Below are 20,117 nucleotides of genomic sequence, written 5' to 3'. Positions count from 1 at the left end.
CATATTTTTTTTCAACCTCACTCTACGACCCACTATGAAAACCAGCCTCCGTATTTCCTGTGTTGCTCTGGCCTTGTAGGCCCAGGGCGCATTTGCCCAAAACGCCGTCACGGCAGCCGCTGCGAAAGAAGATGGCGCCGTGGTCACCGCCAGCGGGTTGGTGTACCGCAGCCTCAAAGAAGGCAGCGGTGCCAGCCCCAAAGCCACTGACAAGGTAACCGTGCACTACAAAGGCACTTTTCCGGACGGCCGGGAATTCGACAGCTCGTACAAGCGCGGCCAGCCGATTGACTTCCCGCTCAATGGAGTAATTGCATGCTGGACCGAGGGTGTACAGCGCATGAAAACCGGCGGCAAAGCCAAGCTGACTTGCCCATCGGAAATTGCCTACGGTGCGCGCGGTGCCGGTGGCGTGATTCCCCCGAACGCAACGCTGGTGTTTGAGGTGGAGTTGCTGGGCGTGAACGGCAAGTAAGCCGCCAGCCATCCAGGCTCTAGACTGACCACTGCAGCAGCGGCTGCAGCACACTCGCCCCCAGCTTTTTGGAGCGCTGGCCGCTCCAACCGGTGGCGGGGTCGGGCAGGTTGACGTTGTCTTTGAAGGGCATCTCGATGGTCAGGGCCATGCAACCGAATCGCTGGGCTATCCAGTTGGTGGCCAAGGATAAGTTGGCCTGACCGGCCGGCACGCGGCCGTAGTTGAGGGTGTCCTGGAAGTCGGGGCAGGTGCGCATCCAGGAAGTTTTGAAGTCGTCTTCCAACTCGGCAATACGCGGGGTGTAACCCGGCGTGCCCTCTGAGCCGACCACAAAGTTGCATGGCAGAGCTTCGTCACCGTGCACGTCCAGGCACAGGTCCACGCCGGTGGTCTCCATGGCTTGGCGCACCAGCGCGACTTCGGGTGAACGCTCCATGCTGGGGGCCCCCCATTCGCGGTTCAGGTTGGCGCCGGCGGCATTGGTGCGCAGGTTGCCCAGCACCGCGCCATCCGGATTCATGTGGGGCACCACATAGAAGTTGCAGCGCTGCAACAACGTGCGGCTCACCGAGTCATCCGCATCCAGCAGGCGCTCCAAAAAACCCTCAATGAACCACTCCGCCATCGTCTCGCCGGGGTGCTGGCGGGCAATGAGCCACACATTCTTTTTATCGACCTCCAGAAGTTGGGTATGAGGGTCTGCAATGCACAGCAGGCTCATATCGCGCCCCTGCACGGTGGTGCCCAATCGCTGCAAGGTGACCAACGGAGAAGCGGTCGCCGCAGCCAGCAAGTCGAGATGTTGCTCGTAAGAGTACGGCTCGAAATACGCGAAGTAAATGGCATTGCCCTGCGGTGTGACGCGGGCCGTCATCACGGTGCCGTCGTAGTGGGTGTCTATGCGCCGCCAGTGCTGACGGTCTTCGCTAGCCAGCACCTGGTATCCCTCCCAGCCTCTGGGGTAGGCGGATTCGGAGGCATTCATGAACCGCAAAGTCGCCGCCTGACCCGCAGCTCCCTGCAGACAAAAGTAAAACCACTGGGCGAACTCGGCAGCCGTATCCGGGCGGATACGCAGTTGGATGTCGTGCGCTACCTCCGCACGCACCACCTCAATGGCACCGGCATCGAACTGCGAGGAAATAGAGAGTTGGGGCATGGTCAAAATGGGCGTTAGCGCTCGCAGAATATGCGCGATACGCTCTTAAAAATATAGCAAACTACTTGAGAGCCACAACCTTGACCAGCTGACCCACCGCAGGCTCACCGCCGCCGTAGTAGCCGTTGATCAGGCGCAACTGTTGCTCGGGGCGCGCAATTGGCGAGTTTTTGGCCAACTCGGCGAACCCGCCCTTGGGGTACGGCGCCGTCTTGATGACCCATGGCCGGGCCGCAGCGCGGTCTTGGGCGGTCAGGGCGCGAAAGCTGCCCTCGGCCTCGCGCAAACCTGCGCGCGCACGGGTCAAGGCATTGGCATCTTTGGCGGTGGATTGCAGCAGATACACCCGGTCGCCGGGGCCGGTGATCACTGTGGCCTCCAGTGGCACGCTGCTACCGTTGGCACCAGACCGCGCACCGGTGAAACGGGAGGCTTGCAGCCCGTTGATGGTGGTGGGCTCCAAGCGGCCCTGTGTAGGCTTGAGCAGGTTGCGAACCACATCAGGCGGCGCCTCGCCCGCCGCTGCGGGCACTACACGTACCAGCAGCGCCGCATCGCGGGCCGTGTTGATAAAGGCAAGTTGCTCAGGCTCGTTTTGCACATACCAGCCCGCCGGTGCGGTAAGAGCCAAACCCAGAGGCTCATGGTAAAAGTTCTGGCCCCGCACCAGCCCCTGGTCAGGGCTGTCACCAAAGCTCATGCTTTGGATGGCCTGCAGATAGCGGTTGCGGCCATCATCGTCATAACGCTCACGCGACTGGTACTGCGCGGCCAGGCGGCTGATCGTTTCCAGGCGTTGGTCGTTGCTGGGGTGGGAGGACAACCAATCGCCCTTGGCGGGTACAGGGCGCCCCTCCGCCTTGGCCTGGTCTGCAGCAAACAGCTCCTGGTTTTTCAGGACCTTGATCACGTCAATCATGTTGCGCGGGTCGTAGCGGGTGCGAAACAGGTACTCCGCGCCCAAGCCATCTGCTTGCAACTCTTGCTCACGGCCGTACGAAGCGATGTAGCCAGCTGCCACGTTTTGCGACACTTGGCCCGCCAGTTGCCCGGCACCGGCAACGCCGTAAGCCTCTGCCACCGCACCCAGCACGCTGGCGGCAAACACACCGAGCCCGGCGTTTTGCTGACTGGTGGCACGCTGAGCGCCGTGACGCGCGGTCACATGGCCGATTTCATGGCCGATCACACCGGCCAGGTCGGCCTCGCTGTCCATATACGCCATGATGCCGCGGGTGACATACACATAGCCACCGGGCAGCGCAAAGGCGTTGATCTCCGGGCTGTCCAGCACCGTAAAACGCCACTGCAACTGGCTGCGATGACTTTGCCCCGCGAGGCGCTGCCCCAGAGCATTGACATACGACTGCAGCGCGGGGTTGTTCACCACGCCATATTCCTGCAACACCTCTTGGTGGCCTTTGGCGCCCTCGGCGACTTCGGCTTCTTCGCTCATGGCTGAGCGCTCTGTTTGCCCCGTCACCGGATTGACGACATTGGTGCCGCAGGCCACCAGCAATGCGCTGCTGACCAGCGCTGTAACCATCCAAGAACGCATGCACCACCTCGTTTGAATACGCTTACGCGCTGTCCGTCAATTTTAGGAGAGTCCTACGGTGCTGGTATGCCACTCGGTGCGGTCGCGGCCAGCGGCTTTGGCGCGGTAGAGCGCTAAATCCGCTTGATGCAGCAAGCGGCTCAAAAACACCATATCCCGCTCTTTGTGTAGGGTGTGCTGGGCGCACACCACACCAATGCTGACCGAAATTGGTTTGTTACCCACCCGCACCTGTTTCACCATCGCGTGTGCGAGGCTTACGACAGAGCGCGCACCATCGGGCGTGCCCCCTGGCAACCAGATGGCGAACTCTTCACCGCCGTAGCGCACCACCAGGTCGCTGCCCCGGCGGCTGGCCTGCAGTTGCTGGGCCAGTTGCTGCAACACCCGATCACCTTCATCGTGACCGTAGCTGTCGTTCACACGCTTGAAGTGGTCTACATCCACCATCATCAGAGCCGCAGGCGTCCCGATCGACGCTTGGCTCTGCCAATGCGCCACCGCGCGCTCCAAGGCCCTGCGGTTTCCAAGCCCGGTTAAGGGATCTGTTTCACTGAGGGTCGATAGCTCACGATTTTGCGACTCGACGAACTCCGCGCGTTGTGCCAATTCCGCGTGTAAGGTCCGCAACTCCGAGTTCGCCACCGACAACTCGGTGGCCAGGCGTTGCGCACGGCCGCGTGCTTCGAGCAACTCAGCCTCAAAGCGGCTGCGCTCATGGGCTACATAAAACACCCAAAAAATACACTCCCGCTCGTTCCACAGGCCATGGCGCGCATTCACCATGACCGGCACTTGCTCCTGGGTGTGGGTATTCAAGTGCAGATACATCTCTTGGACCATGCGATGGCGCAGCACCATGGGCCACACATGGGTTTGCAGAAAAATGCGGCTAGAGGCAGGCATCAAGGCATCGATATAGCGCCCCTGCCAGCTCTCGGTCTCTCCGCCGACAAGCGCAAGCAAATCAAGATTCGCCTCTCTGATGTGGCCCAACGCATCCGTCACCAGCACAGGGCTGGGCAGCAGGTCTAGGTAAGGTTTCAAAGAGTCGCCAAGGTGGGTGAATGTCAGGCCGGCAAATAGTTGCGCATCGCATCTATCACCAGTTGCGGGTGCGACATATGGCTGCAATGCCCCACCACATCGAGCACCTGCAAGGTGCTGCTGCGCAAATGGCTGTGCAAATACTCGCCCACCTCAACAGGTGCGAGCGCGTCGTGCCGGTGCTGCAGGATCAGGCTGGGGCAATCCACGTATTGCAGGTCCGCGCGGTTGTCGGCATAAAAGGTGGCCTCCGCAAAAATGCGGGCCATGATCGGGTCCGTGGAACAGAAACTCTCTGCCAACTCACTGGCAACAGGGCCTCCATTGCTCTCGCCGGATATTACGGGCGTCAGGTAGTTTGCCCATCCGATGTAGTTTTGATCCATCAAAGCCAGCAGACCGTCTAGGTCGGTGCGCTCAAACCCGCCCACGTAGTCAGGCAGATGGTTCACAAAACACGGGGAAGGCCCCACCATGATCAGCCGCTCAAACAAACCGGGACTTGCAATTGACGCCAACATGCCAATCGAGCAACTCACCGAGTGGCCCACAAAGGTAACGTCACTGGTCAAATCCAGCGCTTCACAGACATCAAGAACGTCACGGGCATAGCCATTGAGCGTGCTGTAGCGGCGGTGGTCGAAGTCGATTGCAGAGGACGCGCCACTGCCCACATAGTCAAACAGCACAACCCGGTAACCCTCGAGAAAGGCCGGCGCAACCTGAGACCACATATTCTGATTGCACCCGAAACCATGGGCGAAGAGCAGCACTTTGTTACCTTCGCCTTTTACTTTGACGTTGTTCCGCTTGAGTATGTCCATATTCTCTCGCCTCGCGCTACGCCTAGAAATTGTGAGGAGAGTCTAAAACATTGTCCAAGCTGTGCGGGAATATTGTTGAAGATTCAAGGGCATTCAGCCCGAAGCTCTGCCCCTGTAGTAGGGCTGCCAGGGGGTACCCCCGATAATCGGCAGATGACTGCTTTCTCTACTCTCCCCCTCGCACCTGCCACGCTGGCCAATTTGCAACAGCTGGGCTTTGATGCCATGACGCCCATACAGGCTGCCAGCCTGCCCGTGGCGCTGGCCGGCAAAGACCTGATTGCCCAAGCCCAGACAGGTAGCGGTAAAACTGCTGCGTTTGCTTTGCCGCTGCTGGCCAAGCTCAACCCGCGATGGTTTGCGGTGCAGGCCATGGTGCTCTGCCCCACCCGGGAGCTGGCAGATCAGGTGACGGTGGAAATCCGCCGCCTCGCCCGCGCACAAGACAACGTCAAGGTTGTCACCTTGTTCGGTGGCGTTGCTACCCGTGGACAACGCGCCAGCCTTGAAAATGGCGCACACATCGTGGTGGGCACGCCCGGCCGCATCATGGACCTGCTGGAACGCGAGTACCTGACCCTAGAGGGCCTGAACACCCTGGTGCTGGACGAAGCGGATCGCATGCTCGACATGGGCTTTTTAGACGACATCACCACCGTGGTGCGCCAGTGCCCGCCCAATCGCCAGACCTTGCTGTTCTCAGCCACCTACCCCGAAGGCATTGAAAAGCTGGCCAAGCAATTCATGCAAGACCCGCAGCAAATCAAGGTGGAAGCTGCCAAGGCCGACAACACCATCGAGCAGCGCTTTTTTGAGGTGGACCGCGAGTCCCGCTTCACCGCAGTCAGCAGCATCCTCAATCACTTCCGCCCGGTCAGCACCATAGCGTTTTGCAACACCAAGCAGCAATGCAACGAGCTGGTGGACAAGCTGGTCGAAGACGGCTTTTTAGCGCAGGCTCTCCATGGCGACCTCGACCAGCGCGAGCGCGACCAAGTGCTGGCCCAGTTTGCCAACCGCAGCTGCTCGGTACTGGTCGCCACCGATGTGGCGTCCCGCGGGCTGGATGTGAAAGAGCTGGACATTGTGATCAACGTGGACATCACGCCCGACCCGGAAGTGCATGTGCACCGCATCGGTCGCACAGGCCGTGCGGGCGAAAAAGGCTTGGCCTTGAGCTTGGCGAGCATGCGCGAGATGGGCTCGGTCGGCAAGATCGAGCAGTACCAGAACGCGCCCTCCGTGTGGCATAAGCTCGATGAGCTCACCCCGGCGGGCACAGGCCGGCTGTTGCCCCCCATGATCACGGTGCAGATCGCCGGTGGCCGCAAAGAAAAAATCCGGGCCGGTGATGTGCTGGGCGCGCTGACCAACGACGAGGGCGGTCCCGCCTTCACCCGCGAGCAGATCGGCAAGATCCAGGTCACCGAATACTGCACCTTCGTGGCAGTCGCCCGCGAGGTTGCCCAGCAGGCTTGCAACAAGCTCAATGCCGGGCGCGTCAAGGGTAAAAGCGTGCGTGCACGTTTGTTGTAAGGGAAATTCCTACACGCTTTACAGCGCACGCCTGACTCCATTTTTTGGGACAGGTGACTACAGTTCTCCCAAGCGCCAAACCTTTCTACGGCGCAATCCATAGACGGAGAACTGTCATGAAAAACACTGCCACCGACCTCAACCCCTTCAGCCTGATGATGGAGCCCGAACTGGTGTTGCAAACCATGGAGCGCTCTCAACAACTGCGCGGCCTGCGCCGCCACAAGCTGCGCCCCCTGGACAAGCCCCTGATTCCTTACACCAAAGAAGCCCTGGCCGCCCGCGCCGCCTTTGATGCCGCCATCGACGCGGAGGACTTCGAAGCCCACGCGGACAGCTTCCTGCTGAACTAAACCTCACTTTGCGGGGCTTGCGCTTTCTGCACCGGTGCAGAGATTTGCCGGGGGTGTTGGGCCGATAATGAAACGGTCCAACCCTCCACAAGGAAAGTTTGCAATGCACCTACCCCGTTTTGCCCCGTCCCGCCTGGTTTTGACCGCCGCTCTGGCTGCCGCAGCAGCAGGTGCCTGGGCCCAATCGACCGCCCCCGTGCGCGTCGGTTTGCTCAGCACCTTGTCCGGCCCCGGTGCTGGTTTGGGTGTGGATATCCGTGACGGCTTCCAACTCGCCATGAAACTAAACGGCGGCAAACTCGGCGGCCGCCCTGCCGAAGTCATCGTGGCAGACGACCAAGCCAACCCCGAAGTCGGGCGCCAAACCGCAGACCGGCTGATCAAACGCGACAAGGTCGACTTCATGACCGGCATTGTGTTCTCCAACGTCATGTTGGCCGTGGGCCCCCCCACCTTCCAATCCAAGACCTTCTACATCAGCGCCAACGCTGGCCCCTCGCAGTACGCGGGCGAACAGTGCAACCCCTACTTCTTCAGTGCCTCGTACCAGAACGACAACATGCACGAAGCCGTGGGTAAGACGGTCACCGACAAAGGCTTCAAGCGCGTGGCGCTGATTGCCCCCAATTACCCCGCTGGTAAAGACGCCCTCACCGGCTTCAAGCGTTTCTACAAAGGCGAGATCGCCTCTGAAACCTACACAGCCCTCAACCAGCTGGACTACGGCGCCGAGCTCTCCAAGCTGCGTGCCACCAAGCCGGACGCGGTGTACATCTTCCTGCCCGGCGGCCTGGGCATAAACTTCATCAAACAGTTTGTGGGCGCCGGCCTCTCCAAGGACATCACGCTGTTCGGCCCCGGCTTCTCGGGCGATGAGGACGTGATCAAGGCGGTGGGCGAGCCCATGCTGGGCATGTTCAACACCTCCCAGTGGGGCCACGACATGGACAACGCAGCCAACAAGAAGTTTGTGGCGGAGTTTGAAAAAGAATACGGCCGCCTGCCCACCCTGTACGCGGCCCAGGGCTATGACGCTGCCCGCCTGATGGATGCCGGCGTGCGCGACAGCAAGGGCAAGCTGGACGACAAGGCCGCCGTCAAGAAGGCCTTGGAGGCCGCCAAGTTCGACTCGGTACGTGGCGCCTTCAAGTTCAACAGCAACCACTTCCCCATCCAGGACTACTACCTGCGCGTCATCACCCGTGATGCCAAAGGCCGCGTCACCAACCGTACCCTGGGCACCGTGTTCAAAAACCACGCCGACGCCTACGCCACCAACTGCAAGATGCCTGGCCTCTAAGGCCTGACGCACGCGCATGAGCGGAATTCTGCTGCTGGAGCAGGCCCTGAACGGCCTGCAGCTTGGCCTGATGCTGTTTTTGTTGGCCGCCGGGCTGACGCTAGTGTTCGGCATCATGGACATGGTGAACCTGGCCCATGGTTCGTTGTACATGGTGGGTGCCTACCTGATCGCCACAGCCACCCAGGCCAGTGGCTCCTACTGGTGGGGCTTGTCTGCAGGTGTGGCGGGTACCGCCCTTTTCGGGGTGCTGCTGGAGGTATCGGTGCTGCGCCGGCTGTACCGGCGCGACCATGTCACCCAAGTGCTGGGCACCTTTGCCATCCTACTGATGTGCAACGAGGCGGTGCGCATGATCTGGGGCTCACAACCCCTGTCGCTGAACCCGCCGGCGGCACTCTCGGGCCCGGTGGAGTTGTTGCCCGGCTTTTTCTACCCCACGTTCCGCTTGCTCATCATCGTGGTCGGCTTGGCCACGGCGCTGCTGCTCTACCTGCTGGTGACCCGCACCCGGCTGGGCATGCAAGTGCGTGCCGGCGCTTCCAACCGCGACATGGCCTTGGCCATGGGCACCAATGTGCAGCGCCTGTTCACCGCGGTGTTCGGCCTGGGCGCTGCGCTGTGCGCGCTGGCCGGCGGCATGCTCGGGCCGCTACTGGCGGTGCAGGTGGGCATGGGCGAGAGCATTCTGATTCTGGCCTTTGTGGTCATCGTGATCGGCGGCATCGGCTCCATCCGCGGTGCACTGGTGGGCGCGCTACTGGTGGGCATGGTGGACTCCGGCGGTCGCACTCTGCTGCCCATGGTGTTCGAGTCGCTGTTCGGCGCAGCGCTGGCAGCCGATGCGGCGCCGGCGGTGGCCTCTATACTGATTTATGTGTTGATGGCTGCGGTACTGTTCTTCAAGCCGCGCGGTCTGTTCCCTGCCCATGGTTGATTCCAACAACGCCCGCACCTCGCTGCACCACACACTGCACCTGCGGGCTGCACTCCCTATATTTTTGGTGCTGCTGGCCTTGCCGCAGATCACGGCGGCTTTGCACGCAGAGTTCTACGTCACGCTAGCCACCCGCATCGCGATTTTTGCCTTGGCGGCCAGCAGCCTGAACCTGATTCTGGGCTTCGGCGGCCTAGTGAGCTTCGGGCATGCGGCCTTTGTGGGCGCGGGCGCCTACACCGTGGGCATCCTGATGCAGCATGGCACTGTGCCTGCTGCCATCGCCTGGCCCGCTGCCATGCTGGTGAGCGCGGGCCTAGCCTGCCTGATCGGATTTATCAGCCTGCGTACCCAGGGCGTGTACTTCATCATGATCACGCTGGCCTTTGCGCAAATGCTGTACTACCTGGCTGTCTCCCTCAAAACTTATGGCGGGGACGACGGCCTCCAGCTAGCGGGGCGCAACACCTGGGCCGGCATGGCCCCTGACGACACGGCGCTGTACTACCTCGCTCTCGGTGCGCTCACCCTGTGCCTTCTCCTGACCCAACGCCTGCTCAACGCGCGCTTCGGCCAGGTGCTGCAAGGCCTGCGCGAGAACCCGGTGCGCATGCAGGCACTGGGTTTTCCGGTGCTGCGCACGCAGCTCACCGCCTTTACTCTGGCGGGTGCGATGGCAGGACTGGCCGGCACCTTGCTGGCCAACCAAGGAGGTTTTGTCAGCCCGTCCATGATGCAGTGGAGCCAGAGCGGCATGCTGATGGTGATGGTGATTCTGGGTGGCGTGGGCCACCTGTATGGCGGCGTGCTCGGTGCCGCAGCTTTCCTGCTGCTTGAAGAAGTGCTAGGCCACACCACCGAACACTGGCAGCTGGGCCTGGGTGCCATGTTGCTGGCCGTCGTATTGCTGGCACCGCATGGCTTGGCCAGCTTGCGCAGCGTGTGGACGCGGAGTCAGGCATGAACACCGGCGCACCCCCATTGCTGCAGATCGATACGCTGGTCAAGCGCTTCGGCGCACTCACCGCCACCGACCACGCCAGCCTGCAGGTACACAAGGGCGAGGTCCATGCCCTGATTGGCCCCAATGGCGCAGGCAAGACCACGCTCATCCACCAGATTTCGGGCGCGCTACGGCCGGATGCCGGGCGCTTATTACTCAACGGGGCAGACATCACCCGCCTGCCCATGCACGCCCGGGTGAAGCGAGGTTTGGCCCGCTCGTACCAGATCACCAACGTGTTTTTGCGCCTGAGCGTGCAGGACAACCTGGCCCTTGCCCTACAGGCAGTGGCGGGCAGCAGCATGCGCTTCTGGCGCCCGGTGCACACCGAGACCCAGCGTATGCAGGCGGCGGCAGATGTGGCTGCGCGCGTAGGCTTACAGGCCCAACTGCAACGCACGGCAGGCGCCTTGTCGCACGCCGAGCAACGGCAGTTAGAGGTGGGCTTGGCGCTCGCCAGCCGCCCGCAGCTGCTGGTGCTGGACGAACCCCTGGCCGGCATGGGGCCGGACGAGTCCCAGCGCATGGTGGCACTGCTGCAATCGCTGCGCGCCGAGACCACCCTGTTGCTGGTGGAGCACGACATGGACGCCGTGTTCCAACTCGCCGATACCATTTCGGTACTGGTGGCCGGCCGCGTGATTGCCAGTGGCCAGCCGGATGCCATCCGTCAGAGCGACGACGTAAAACGCGCCTACCTTGGCGACGAAGTTTTGCCGGAGGCCCGCCCATGAGCACCGAGACCCTGCTCGACATTCAGGGCCTGGAGACGGCTTACGGCAACAGCCAGGTGCTGTTCGGGCTGGACATGCAGCTCCAGGCCGGCACCACCTCTACCCTGCTGGGCCGTAACGGCATGGGCAAAACAACCACGGTGCGCAGCATCCTGGGGCTGACACCCGCACGCAGCGGCAGCATCCGCTTCAGGGGCGAGCGCATTGAGGGCTTGAGCCCCGACCGCATTGCCCGCATGGGCGTGGCGCTGGTGCCCGAGGGGCGGCAGATTTTCCCCAACCTCACGGTGCAAGAGAACCTGATTGCCTTTGCCGCGCGGCGCAATGCCAGTGCCGAGCCCTGGACGCTGGAGCGGATTTACCACCTGTTCCCGGTGCTGGAGCACCGCGCGCGCAACATGGGCAACCAGCTCTCCGGGGGCGAACAGCAGATGCTGGCCATTGGCCGCGCGCTGATGACCAACCCGCACCTGCTGATCTTGGACGAGGCCACCGAAGGCCTGGCGCCACTCATCCGTGAAGACATCTGGCGATGCCTGAACACCCTGCGCGCCCAAGGCCAGAGCGTGTTGGTCATCGACAAATATGTGCAGCGCCTGATCGCGCTGGCCAGCCACCACACCATCATGGAGCGCGGCCGCGCAGTATGGAGTGGTGACTCAACCACACTGGCCGCACAACCCGAACTCTGGCACCGCTACGTCGGCATCTGAACCATCAAGGACTACCACCATGCCCAAGCTCTACCGCGACTTTGACACCCAGGCGCAGATCGACGCGCAGTACAACCCTTCCATCGCGCTGCCTGACCCGGCCGCGCCCGGCAAGCACTTTGCTGCGCAAGCCGAAAAAGCCCGCAGCACCCTCCAGCACCATGTGGGCATCCCCTTCGGCCCCACGGTGCACGAAACGCTGGACATCTTTCCGGCGGACGTGCCGAACGCCCCGGTCTTCGTATTTATCCACGGCGGCTACTGGCGCGCCTTCCAGAGCAAAGACTTTCACAACGTGGCCTTGGGCCTGCACGCCAGTGGCATCACCACCGTGGTGGTGAACTACGCGCTGGCGCCGTTTGTGACGATTGAAGAAATCACCCGCCAGTGCCGCGCTGCCGTTGCCTGGACGCTGCGCAATATCCAAAACTACGGTGGTGACCCGACCCGCGTGGGCGTGGGCGGCCATTCCGCCGGCGGCCACCTTGGGGCCATGTGCCTGCAAACCGCCTGGGACACCGACTACGGCCTGCCGCGCGACCCGCTCAAGGCCGGCTTGCTGTTCAGCGGCCTCTATGAGTTGGAGCCGCTGCGCTACAGCTACCTGCAACCCATGATCCAGTTGGACGAGCGCATCATCCGCCGCTGCTCCCCCACGCCCAACCTGCGCGCCTGCCCTACGCCTACCTGGGTCATTTGGGGTGGTGCCGAGTCCGGCGAATTCGCCCGCCAGTCCACCGGCTACCGCGATGCCGCAGTGGCCTTGGGTAACCCGGTGGAACTGAGCGCCATCGAAAGCGCCGATCACTTCACCGTGATCCACGGGCTGGAAGACGCCAACAGCCCGGCGTGCCGCTGGCTGCAGCAGAAGCTGACTGCCTGATCCGCAAGATTCAATCCAAATGTGCCGCTAGCCCTCATAGAACATGCGCTAGCAGCTATCAAAATAATAGCAAATCAGCCTGCAAGCGGCGGTCGGCGACGGTCCTCGCGCAAGGCGTGGCTGCGCAGGTAGCTCACCCACTCGACCAAGGGAATCGGTCGGCTGAAACAGTAGCCCTGCAGCTCGTCACAGCCCAGCGCAGTCAGGGTCTGGGCGGTGGGCAGGTTCTCCACGCCTTCCGCCACTACCTTCAGGCCCAGCGTGTGGCCCAGCGCAATCACTGCATGCACGATGGCGGCATCGGCACTGTCTTCCAGCATGCCCAGCACGAAGGACTGGTCCACCTTGAGCTTGTCGATGTCGAAGCGCTTGAGGTAGGCCAGGCTGGAGTAGCCGGTGCCGAAGTCGTCAATCGCCACCTTTACGCCCAGCGCCTTGAGGGCTGCCACTTTTTGTTGGGCGGCGACGGGGTTGTCCATCAGGTGCGACTCGGTGAGTTCCAGCTCCAGTTGGGCCGGGGGCATGCGGGTATCGCGCAACACCGCAATGAGCTGGTCCACCAGCTCCGGGTCGGCCAGCTGGGCGACCGACAGGTTGACCGACAGCTCCAGCCCCTTGCAAATGCCTTGCGCTTCCAAGGCCATCCAGTCGCGGCAGGCCTCGCGCAGCACCCAGGCGCCTATGGGTTTGATCAAGCCACTTTCTTCGGCCACATGGATGAACTCGCCTGGCGGCACTTGGCCCAGCAGGGGGTTTTTCCAGCGCAGCAGGGCCTCGGCGCCCTGCACCTTGCGGGTGCGGGCGTTCAGCCGCGGCTGGTAGTGGAGGCTGAACTCGTCATTGGCCAGCGCTTGGCGCAGCTGGGTCTCCATGGTTTGCCGCGCCAACACCCGCTGGTCGGTTTCGGGGGAAAAGAAGCGCGCCATGTCGCGGCCGGCTGATTTGGCCTCGTACATGGCCGCGTCGGCACGGCGCATCAGCTCATCTTGGTCTAACGCGTCATCAGGATAGAGCGCAACACCCACACTGCACGACACCGATAGCACATGGCCATCGACCGTTGCAGTCTGGCGGATGGACGGAATCAGACGGTCATTGACCAAGGCGTGCAGCTCATCCAGTTCACCCACATGACGCAACACGATGACAAACTCGTCGCCGCCCAAGCGGCTCACGGTGTCATCGGTGCGCACTGCGGCCGACAGGCGACGCGCCACCGTGCGCAGCAGCCCGTCGCCAATGTGGTGGCCCAGGGTGTCATTGATGGCTTTGAAGCGATCAAGGTCGATAAACAGCACGGCCACTTTCTCGCCGCTGCTGCGCGCACTTTCAATCGCCTCCCCAAGCCGCTGCTGGCACAGAGCGCGGTTGGGCAGCTCGGTCAGCACATCATGCTGGGCCAGGAAGCGGATGCGCTCCTCTTTGGCTTTACGGTCGGTGATGTCGATGGAGATGCCGATGTAGTTCACCACCTCGCCACTGGTGGCACTCTTGTGCACCGAGGACACCATCAGCCAGGCGGGATAGGTATCGCCATTTTGTTTGCAGAAGCGCACCTCGCCTTGCCAGTCGTTGTGACTCTCCAGCTCGGACCAGACCGCGTCTTGCGGAGTCTGCATGACAAAGCTCAGGTCGCGGCCCAGCGCCTCGTAAATGTCGTGCCCGGTGCTGCGGCAGAAGGCGTGGTTCACGCTGATGATCTTGCGACTCTCATCCATGATGATGCCCTCGCTGGAGGCTTCAAACACCTTGGCCCACAGTTCCAGCCGCTGCTCCATCACCTTGAGTTTGTTGATCGGGGTGAAGGCGGTGAGCACGGCGTCGCGCCCTTGGTAGTTCAAGCGCCTCGCGGACAGCACCGCCCACGACGGGGTGGCGCCGCCGTGCCAGCGCACCTCGAACTCGTCCACTGCATCAAAGTCAGCCAGGCGCTGGAAAAAGCGCCCGCGCACCCCTGGCTCCAGGCCATGGCGCCACGGGTCATCGGTGCGGCCGCCCAACCAGGGCCGGGCCGGGGTGTTGACGTGCAGCACCTCGTGGTCCGGCACCGAGGTCACCACAATGGGGATGGGAAAGGCCTCCACTAGCTCGCGCTGGGCCTCTGCCACGCGGGCGCTGGCGGCCAACTCTTGTTGCACCAGGCGATCGCGGTCCAGTTGCGCCAGCATGCCGTTGAACGCGGAAAAGAGTTGGCCGATCTCATCACGGCTGTGCCACTCGGCTCGCAAGGTGTAGTCCGCGTTGCGCCGCACATCGTGGGCGACACGGGCCAGGCCCTGCAAGGGCTTGGCGATCTGGCTGGCCACCAGATACACCAAGCTCAAAATGCAGCCCAACAGCAGCAGGGCCGTGCCCAAGTGGATCCACATGCGCTGAAACAAGGTGTCTACCCGCTGGGTCAGCAAGAGTTCTAACTGTGCAATACCGGTCTGCCAGCTCACCGACAGGTCTTGCAATGCCTGCTGGGAGCTTGCATCGAGGCGGTTTATCTGCTCGGGCGTGATGTTGGCGGTATTGATGTCCCGCACAGCCCGGGTGAACTCGGCCAGCGACTGTTGCAGCGCGTCGCGCCCCGGCTTGAGTGCCGCTTGCAACTCGGGCGTACCGGCCAACCAGGCTTGCTCGTAGTCCGACTCCAGGCCTTGCTGCACCGCATCCAGCCGGCCCAACACTGTGAGTAACTGGGCGTTGGGGCTGAAACCGGGAACACGTGTATCCCAATGGCGCATCAGGTTGTGGGTGTCCAACATGACTTGCAGCAACTCCGGCAGGCGCAACAGGGTCAGCGACATCACGTAGTAGCTGTCGAGGTCCGGGTCCAGAATCAGGTTGGATTGGTTACCCACGACCGTGAGCAGGTCCCGCGCTTGGGCCACCAGAAGACCGTGCTCGGGCGCCGATGGGGTGGCGGCGAGCATGGCGTGCAGGCGGGCCGAGGGGCCGCCAGTGTTGAGCTGGCTGTCGTAGTCTGCCTGCGCCTGCGCCATGGCTTGGAGGGCATGCGCCCGGGCGGCCGGGGCGTTACCCGGAGCGGCGAGGATGGTGTCCATCACGTTGTGCCGCACCACCTCGGTGTAATTGGCGCCCACAATTTCTTTGCGGGCAAAGTCGATGGCGAGGTACTTTTCGTGGATCAGGATGCCGGAGACATAGATGACCGCCGTCAGATCCAGCAAATAAATGAGTGTGAGCTTGCGCCCGACACTCAAACGCCCCAACCAGTGCGAAATTTTTGACAGCATATGCAAGGCCCGATCCTCAGAGCCACCCGCCACGCGGGCTCCAACGGCTCAGGGCCTTGCAAGCAATAAGCGCACCAGAAGTTTACATATTGCGACGGTACTGCCCGCCCACCTCGAACAAGGTGCTGGTGATTTGTCCCAGCGAACACACGCGCACCGCATCCATTAGCACCTCAAACACGTTGACGTTGTCGATTACCGCATGTTGCAGCTTCTTGAGCATGGCGGGCGCCTCGACGGCGTGCAGGGCGTGGAAATCTGCCAAGCGCTGCAGTTGGCTTTGCTTTTCTTCGTCGGTGCTACGGGCGAGCTCGAGCTTTTCCATCACCTGGTCACCATGCGGATTGCGGAAGGTGTTCACGCCGATGATGGGCAGCTCGCCGGTGTGCTTGAGCATTTCGTAGTGCATCGATTCGTCCTGGATCTTGCCGCGCTGGTATCCGGTTTCCATCGCGCCCAACACGCCGCCACGGTCGGCAATAGCCTCAAACTCCTTGAGCACCGCCTCTTCCACCAGCTCGGTCAACTCTTCGATGATGAAAGCGCCCTGGCTCGGGTTTTCGTTTTTGGCCAGCCCCCACTCGCGGTTGATGATGAGTTGGATGGCCATAGCGCGGCGCACCGAGTCTTCAGTGGGCGTGGTGATGGCTTCGTCAAACGCGTTGGTGTGCAGGCTGTTGCAGTTGTCGTAAATCGCAATCAGCGCCTGCAGCGTGGTGCGGATGTCGTTGAACTGGATTTCCTGCGCGTGCAGGCTGCGGCCGCTGGTCTGAATGTGGTACTTGAGTTTCTGGCTGCGTTCGCTCGCGCCATATTTCTCCTTCATGGCCACGGCCCAGATGCGGCGCGCCACGCGGCCCATCACGGTGTACTCCGGGTCCATGCCGTTGCTGAAGAAGAAGCTCAGGTTAGGCGCAAAGTCGTCAATGTGCATGCCGCGCGCCAGATACGCCTCCACAAAGGTGAAGCCGTTGGATAGCGTAAACGCCAATTGGCTGATGGGGTTGGCCCCGGCTTCGGCAATGTGGTACCCGCTGATGGACACACTGTAGAAGTTGCGCACGTTGTGGTGCACAAAATAGCTGGCAATGTCGCCCATCACCTTCAGGGAGAACTCGGTGCTAAAGATGCAGGTGTTCTGGCCCTGGTCTTCTTTCAGGATGTCGGCCTGCACCGTGCCGCGCACATTGGCCAGCACCCATTCCTTGATCTTGGCGACCTCGGTGTCGGTAGGCTCGCGGCCGTTATCGGCCTTGAACTTGTCGATGTTCTGGTCGATGGCGGTATTCATGAACATGGCTAGGATCGAAGGTGCGGGGCCATTGATAGTCATGGACACACTGGTGCTCGGGCTACACAAGTCAAACCCGCCATACAGCACTTTCATGTCATCCAACGTGGCAATGCTCACGCCGCTGTTGCCCACCTTGCCGTAGATGTCCGGGCGCGGGTCGGGGTCGTTGCCGTAGAGCGTGACCGAGTCGAAAGCGGTAGAGAGGCGCTTGGCCGCCATGCCGCTGGACAGCAGCTTGAAGCGGGTGTTGGTCCGGAAGGCATCGCCCTCGCCCGCGAACATGCGGGTCGGGTCCTCGCCCTCGCGCTTGAAGGCAAAGGTGCCTGCGGTGTAGGGGTAGCTGCCGGGCACGTTGTCCAGCATCAGCCACTTCAAGATTTCGCCATGGTCCTCGTACTGCGGCAAGGCCACTTTGCGGATGGTGGTGCCACTCAAGCTCTTAGTGGTGAGCGCGGTGCGGATTTCCTTGTCGCGGATCTTCACCACGTACTCGTCACCCGCATAGGCCTTTTGCATCTCGGGCCACTGGGCCAGCAGCTTGCGCTCAGCGGCGCCCATGCGCTCCACGCGTTGCTCCGCCAGATCCGCCACGGCTTGCACCGCGCCGGCTTTTTCGGGGTCCGATTCGCGCAGCATGCGGCCGCTTTCGCGCAGTTGCTGGATCTCGCGGGCCAGCCGGGCTTGTTCTTTGGCGCGTTTCTTGTAGCCACGCACCGTGTCGCTGATCTCGGCCAGATACCGGGTGCGCGCTGCCGGCACCACCGGCGTCTGGTTGGAGCTGTGACGCACGCTCACCCGGGGCAGGCAGCCGCCTTGGAGTGGCACGCCCAAGGCTTGAAGGCGCGGCAACACCGCTTGATAGAGGGCGGTCACGCCGTCGTCATTGAAGCGTGCCGCCATGGTGCCAAACACCGGCATCTGCTCGGTGGGGGTGTTCCAGGCTTCCTTGTTGCGCTGCACCTGTTTGGCCACGTCGCGCAGTGCATCGCTGGCGCCCTTGCGGTCAAACTTGTTGATCGCCACGAACTCGGCAAAGTCCAGCATGTCGATCTTTTCGAGCTGGCTGGCCGCACCGAACTCGGGCGTCATGACGTACAGCGGTACATCCACATGCGGCACGATGGCCGCATCGCCCTGGCCGATGCCGGAGGTTTCGACCACGATCACATCGAAGCCTGCCACTTTGCAGGCCGCAATCACATCCGGCAGCGCCGCGCTGATCTCGGAGCCGAAATCCCGGGTCGCTAGCGAGCGCATAAACACTCGGCTTCCCTGCTGCCAAGGCGAAATAGCGTTCATGCGGATGCGATCACCCAGGAGTGCGCCCCCGCTCTTGCGGCGGCTCGGGTCGATAGAGATCACCGCAACGCGCAAAGCGTCGTTCTGGTCCAGCCGCAGGCGACGGATCAGCTCATCGGTCAGACTAGACTTGCCGGCACCGCCGGTGCCGGTGATACCCACAACCGCTATCTTTTTGGTAGCTGCTTGCGCACGCATCTCCTGCGCCAAGGCCGGATTGAGCTTAGAAGCCTCTGCTGCCGTCAGTAGCTGAGACAGGGCGCGCCAGCTAGCCTCTGTGTGACCTTTAATCGCCGAAAAATCCTTGGGTGCTAGGGCGGTGATGTCTTTGTCACAGCGCATCACCATTTCGCCGATCATGCCGGCCAGCCCCATGCGTTGACCGTCTTCCGGGCTGTAAATCCGGGCCACGCCATACGCATGCAGCTCCCGGATTTCGGCCGGCACGATCACTCCGCCACCGCCGCCAAACACCTGAATGTGCGAGCCGCCGCGCTCACGCAGCAAGTCGACCATGTACTTGAAGTACTCGACATGCCCGCCTTGGTAGGAGCTGATGGCAATGCCTTGCACATCTTCCTGCAGGGCTGCTGTCACCACCTCATCGACACTGCGGTTGTGGCCCAGGTGAATCACCTCTGCACCCATGCTTTGCAGGATGCGCCGCATGATGTTGATGGCTGCGTCGTGCCCGTCAAACAGGCTGGCCGCGGTGACAAACCGCACTTTGTGGGTCGGGCGGTAATTGGCCAGGGCTTTGTAGTCAGCAGACAGATCGGTCATAGTTTATTCACAAAGGGTTGCCGCGTGCAGCGGCGTGATTGACGTTTACGTAAACGTCAACTGTAAACCAATCACCCTCACGGTGGCTTACGGCCTACCCTAGGGTAAGTACTTAGCACTGAGCGCCATTGGCTCTCGTCTGCGGTGCTGAATCCGGTAGAGTGCGACTTATCAAGACACTGCTTGCGGCACCATGACATTTCTCGCGCTGGACATCGGCAACACACGCCTCAAATGGGCACATTACGCATCCCCCCGCCCCGGTGCAGCCTTGTTGGCACAAGGTGCCGAGTTTCTGGAGAACATCGACAAGCTCGCAGATGGCGCCTGGAGCGCACTGCCCTCACCACGCCATGTATTAGGGTGCGTGGTGGCTGGAGATGCGGTCAAACGCCGGGTGCGAGAGCAGATGGACCTGTGGGATGTGGTGCCGCAATGGGTGGTCTCCAGCGAAGCCGAAGCCGGCTTACGCAATGGCTACGACCACCCCACCCGCCTCGGGGCGGACCGCTGGGTCGCGATGATCGGGGCCTATCACCACATGCTGAGCCAAGGCCCTGCGCGCCCCATGGTGCTGGTCATGGTGGGCACAGCGGTGACGGTGGAGGCCATCGATGCACAGGGCAAATTCTTGGGCGGGCTGATTTTGCCCGGCCACGGCATCATGCTCAGAGCACTAGAGTCCGGCACCGCCGGCCTGCATGTGCCAACAGGCGAGGTGCGTGACTTCCCGACCAACACCAGCGACGCGCTCACGAGCGGCGGGACTTTTGCGATTGCGGGGGCGGTGGAGCGGATGGTGCAACACGTCAAAGCCCATTGCGGTGCAGACCCGGCTCGCATCATGACGGGCGGTGCGGGCTGGAAGATGGCTCCCAGCATGACCCGCCCGTTTGAACTGGTGGACAACCTGATTTTTGACGGCCTGCTGCAAATGGCAAAAGACCGCTACGCCCTTGAACTGACGCCTTGAT

The 20,117-nt window shown here is 62.0% G+C and carries 15 protein-coding genes and 1 pseudogene; 10 read left to right on the top strand and 6 right to left on the bottom strand.

The features are described 5' to 3' along the window. Positions 1-136: 136 nt before the first annotated feature. Positions 137-475, top strand: a pseudogene (locus tag U5L73_RS04340) (FKBP-type peptidyl-prolyl cis-trans isomerase); the annotation flags it as partial. 19 nt (positions 476-494) lie between these two features. On the opposite strand, the gene U5L73_RS04335 reads toward U5L73_RS04340, so the two are convergent. The 4 genes from U5L73_RS04335 to U5L73_RS04320 form a co-directional block, all read right to left on the bottom strand. Further along, the gene (locus tag U5L73_RS04335; RefSeq protein WP_322561194.1) at positions 495-1,637 is read right to left on the bottom strand and encodes a M14-type cytosolic carboxypeptidase; all 1,143 of its coding nucleotides are present in this window, start codon (positions 1,635-1,637) and stop codon (positions 495-497) included. A 61-nt stretch (positions 1,638-1,698) separates the two neighbouring features. Further along, the gene (locus U5L73_RS04330; RefSeq protein WP_322561193.1) at positions 1,699-3,195 is read right to left on the bottom strand and encodes a M48 family metalloprotease; all 1,497 of its coding nucleotides are present in this window, start codon (positions 3,193-3,195) and stop codon (positions 1,699-1,701) included. A 42-nt stretch (positions 3,196-3,237) separates the two neighbouring features. Beyond that, the gene (locus tag U5L73_RS04325; RefSeq protein WP_322561192.1) at positions 3,238-4,242 is read right to left on the bottom strand and encodes a GGDEF domain-containing protein; all 1,005 of its coding nucleotides are present in this window, start codon (positions 4,240-4,242) and stop codon (positions 3,238-3,240) included. Between the two features lie 23 nt (positions 4,243-4,265). Next, complete coding sequence (locus tag U5L73_RS04320; protein WP_322561191.1) at positions 4,266-5,066, bottom strand: alpha/beta hydrolase; 801 nt, start codon at positions 5,064-5,066, stop codon at positions 4,266-4,268. 153 nt (positions 5,067-5,219) lie between these two features. Between U5L73_RS04320 and dbpA the strand changes: the two genes are divergently transcribed. The 8 genes from dbpA (at position 5,220) to U5L73_RS04280 (ending at position 12,525) form a co-directional block, all read left to right on the top strand. Then, on the top strand, positions 5,220-6,602 hold the full coding sequence (gene dbpA, locus U5L73_RS04315; RefSeq protein WP_322561190.1) for an ATP-dependent RNA helicase DbpA: 1,383 nt from the start codon (positions 5,220-5,222) through the stop codon (positions 6,600-6,602). A gap of 116 nt (positions 6,603-6,718) precedes the next feature. Next, complete coding sequence (locus tag U5L73_RS04310) at positions 6,719-6,955, top strand: hypothetical protein (protein ID WP_313874988.1); 237 nt, start codon at positions 6,719-6,721, stop codon at positions 6,953-6,955. 103 nt (positions 6,956-7,058) lie between these two features. Further along, complete coding sequence (locus U5L73_RS04305; protein ID WP_322561189.1) at positions 7,059-8,255, top strand: ABC transporter substrate-binding protein; 1,197 nt, start codon at positions 7,059-7,061, stop codon at positions 8,253-8,255. A 16-nt stretch (positions 8,256-8,271) separates the two neighbouring features. Further along, positions 8,272-9,192, top strand: a complete 921-nt coding sequence (locus tag U5L73_RS04300; protein ID WP_322561188.1) for a branched-chain amino acid ABC transporter permease — start codon at positions 8,272-8,274, stop codon at positions 9,190-9,192. After that, positions 9,185-10,156 carry a branched-chain amino acid ABC transporter permease gene (locus U5L73_RS04295; RefSeq protein ID WP_322561187.1) on the top strand — a complete coding sequence of 324 codons (972 nt, stop codon included), beginning with the start codon at positions 9,185-9,187 and terminating at the stop codon, positions 10,154-10,156. The genes U5L73_RS04300 and U5L73_RS04295 overlap by 8 nt, the downstream gene beginning before the upstream one ends. Continuing rightward, positions 10,153-10,929 carry an ABC transporter ATP-binding protein gene (locus U5L73_RS04290; protein WP_322561186.1) on the top strand — a complete coding sequence of 259 codons (777 nt, stop codon included), beginning with the start codon at positions 10,153-10,155 and terminating at the stop codon, positions 10,927-10,929. Before U5L73_RS04295 ends, U5L73_RS04290 begins: the two co-directional genes overlap by 4 nt. Next, on the top strand, positions 10,926-11,642 hold the full coding sequence (locus U5L73_RS04285; RefSeq protein ID WP_322561185.1) for an ABC transporter ATP-binding protein: 717 nt from the start codon (positions 10,926-10,928) through the stop codon (positions 11,640-11,642). The genes U5L73_RS04290 and U5L73_RS04285 overlap by 4 nt, the downstream gene beginning before the upstream one ends. Before the next feature lie 19 nt (positions 11,643-11,661). Further along, positions 11,662-12,525 carry an alpha/beta hydrolase gene (locus tag U5L73_RS04280; protein ID WP_322561184.1) on the top strand — a complete coding sequence of 288 codons (864 nt, stop codon included), beginning with the start codon at positions 11,662-11,664 and terminating at the stop codon, positions 12,523-12,525. A gap of 74 nt (positions 12,526-12,599) precedes the next feature. Here the strand turns inward: U5L73_RS04280 and U5L73_RS04275 are convergent, their stop codons facing one another. Then, complete coding sequence (locus U5L73_RS04275) at positions 12,600-15,767, bottom strand: EAL domain-containing protein (RefSeq protein WP_322561183.1); 3,168 nt, start codon at positions 15,765-15,767, stop codon at positions 12,600-12,602. Between the two features lie 82 nt (positions 15,768-15,849). Continuing rightward, on the bottom strand, positions 15,850-19,143 hold the full coding sequence (icmF, locus tag U5L73_RS04270) for a fused isobutyryl-CoA mutase/GTPase IcmF (RefSeq protein ID WP_322561182.1): 3,294 nt from the start codon (positions 19,141-19,143) through the stop codon (positions 15,850-15,852). Positions 19,144-19,336: 193 nt separating this feature from the next. On the opposite strand from icmF, the gene U5L73_RS04265 reads away from it, so the two are divergent. Then, a complete protein-coding gene (locus tag U5L73_RS04265; RefSeq protein ID WP_322561181.1) occupies positions 19,337-20,116 on the top strand; it encodes a type III pantothenate kinase in 780 nt (259 codons plus the stop codon). Position 20,117 lies beyond the last annotated feature (1 nt).

The organism is Rhodoferax sp. (genome assembly GCF_034520025.1).
Lineage (GTDB): Bacteria > Pseudomonadota > Gammaproteobacteria > Burkholderiales > Burkholderiaceae_C > Allorhodoferax.
The sequence above is the reverse complement of the archived record's forward strand: the minus strand, read 5'-3'. Positions and strand labels throughout refer to the sequence as shown.

Coding starts and splice junctions, on each gene's coding strand:
- U5L73_RS04335 (WP_322561194.1), bottom strand. CDS start 1,637: ATGCCCCAACTCTCTATTTCCTCGCAGTTCGATGCCGGTGCCATTGAG.
- U5L73_RS04330 (WP_322561193.1), bottom strand. CDS start 3,195: ATGCGTTCTTGGATGGTTACAGCGCTGGTCAGCAGCGCATTGCTGGTG.
- U5L73_RS04320 (WP_322561191.1), bottom strand. CDS start 5,066: ATGGACATACTCAAGCGGAACAACGTCAAAGTAAAAGGCGAAGGTAAC.
- dbpA (WP_322561190.1), top strand. CDS start 5,220: ATGACTGCTTTCTCTACTCTCCCCCTCGCACCTGCCACGCTGGCCAAT.
- U5L73_RS04310 (WP_313874988.1), top strand. CDS start 6,719: ATGAAAAACACTGCCACCGACCTCAACCCCTTCAGCCTGATGATGGAG.
- U5L73_RS04305 (WP_322561189.1), top strand. CDS start 7,059: ATGCACCTACCCCGTTTTGCCCCGTCCCGCCTGGTTTTGACCGCCGCT.
- U5L73_RS04300 (WP_322561188.1), top strand. CDS start 8,272: ATGAGCGGAATTCTGCTGCTGGAGCAGGCCCTGAACGGCCTGCAGCTT.
- U5L73_RS04295 (WP_322561187.1), top strand. CDS start 9,185: ATGGTTGATTCCAACAACGCCCGCACCTCGCTGCACCACACACTGCAC.
- U5L73_RS04290 (WP_322561186.1), top strand. CDS start 10,153: ATGAACACCGGCGCACCCCCATTGCTGCAGATCGATACGCTGGTCAAG.
- U5L73_RS04285 (WP_322561185.1), top strand. CDS start 10,926: ATGAGCACCGAGACCCTGCTCGACATTCAGGGCCTGGAGACGGCTTAC.
- U5L73_RS04280 (WP_322561184.1), top strand. CDS start 11,662: ATGCCCAAGCTCTACCGCGACTTTGACACCCAGGCGCAGATCGACGCG.
- U5L73_RS04275 (WP_322561183.1), bottom strand. CDS start 15,767: ATGCTGTCAAAAATTTCGCACTGGTTGGGGCGTTTGAGTGTCGGGCGC.
- icmF (WP_322561182.1), bottom strand. CDS start 19,143: ATGACCGATCTGTCTGCTGACTACAAAGCCCTGGCCAATTACCGCCCG.
- U5L73_RS04265 (WP_322561181.1), top strand. CDS start 19,337: ATGACATTTCTCGCGCTGGACATCGGCAACACACGCCTCAAATGGGCA.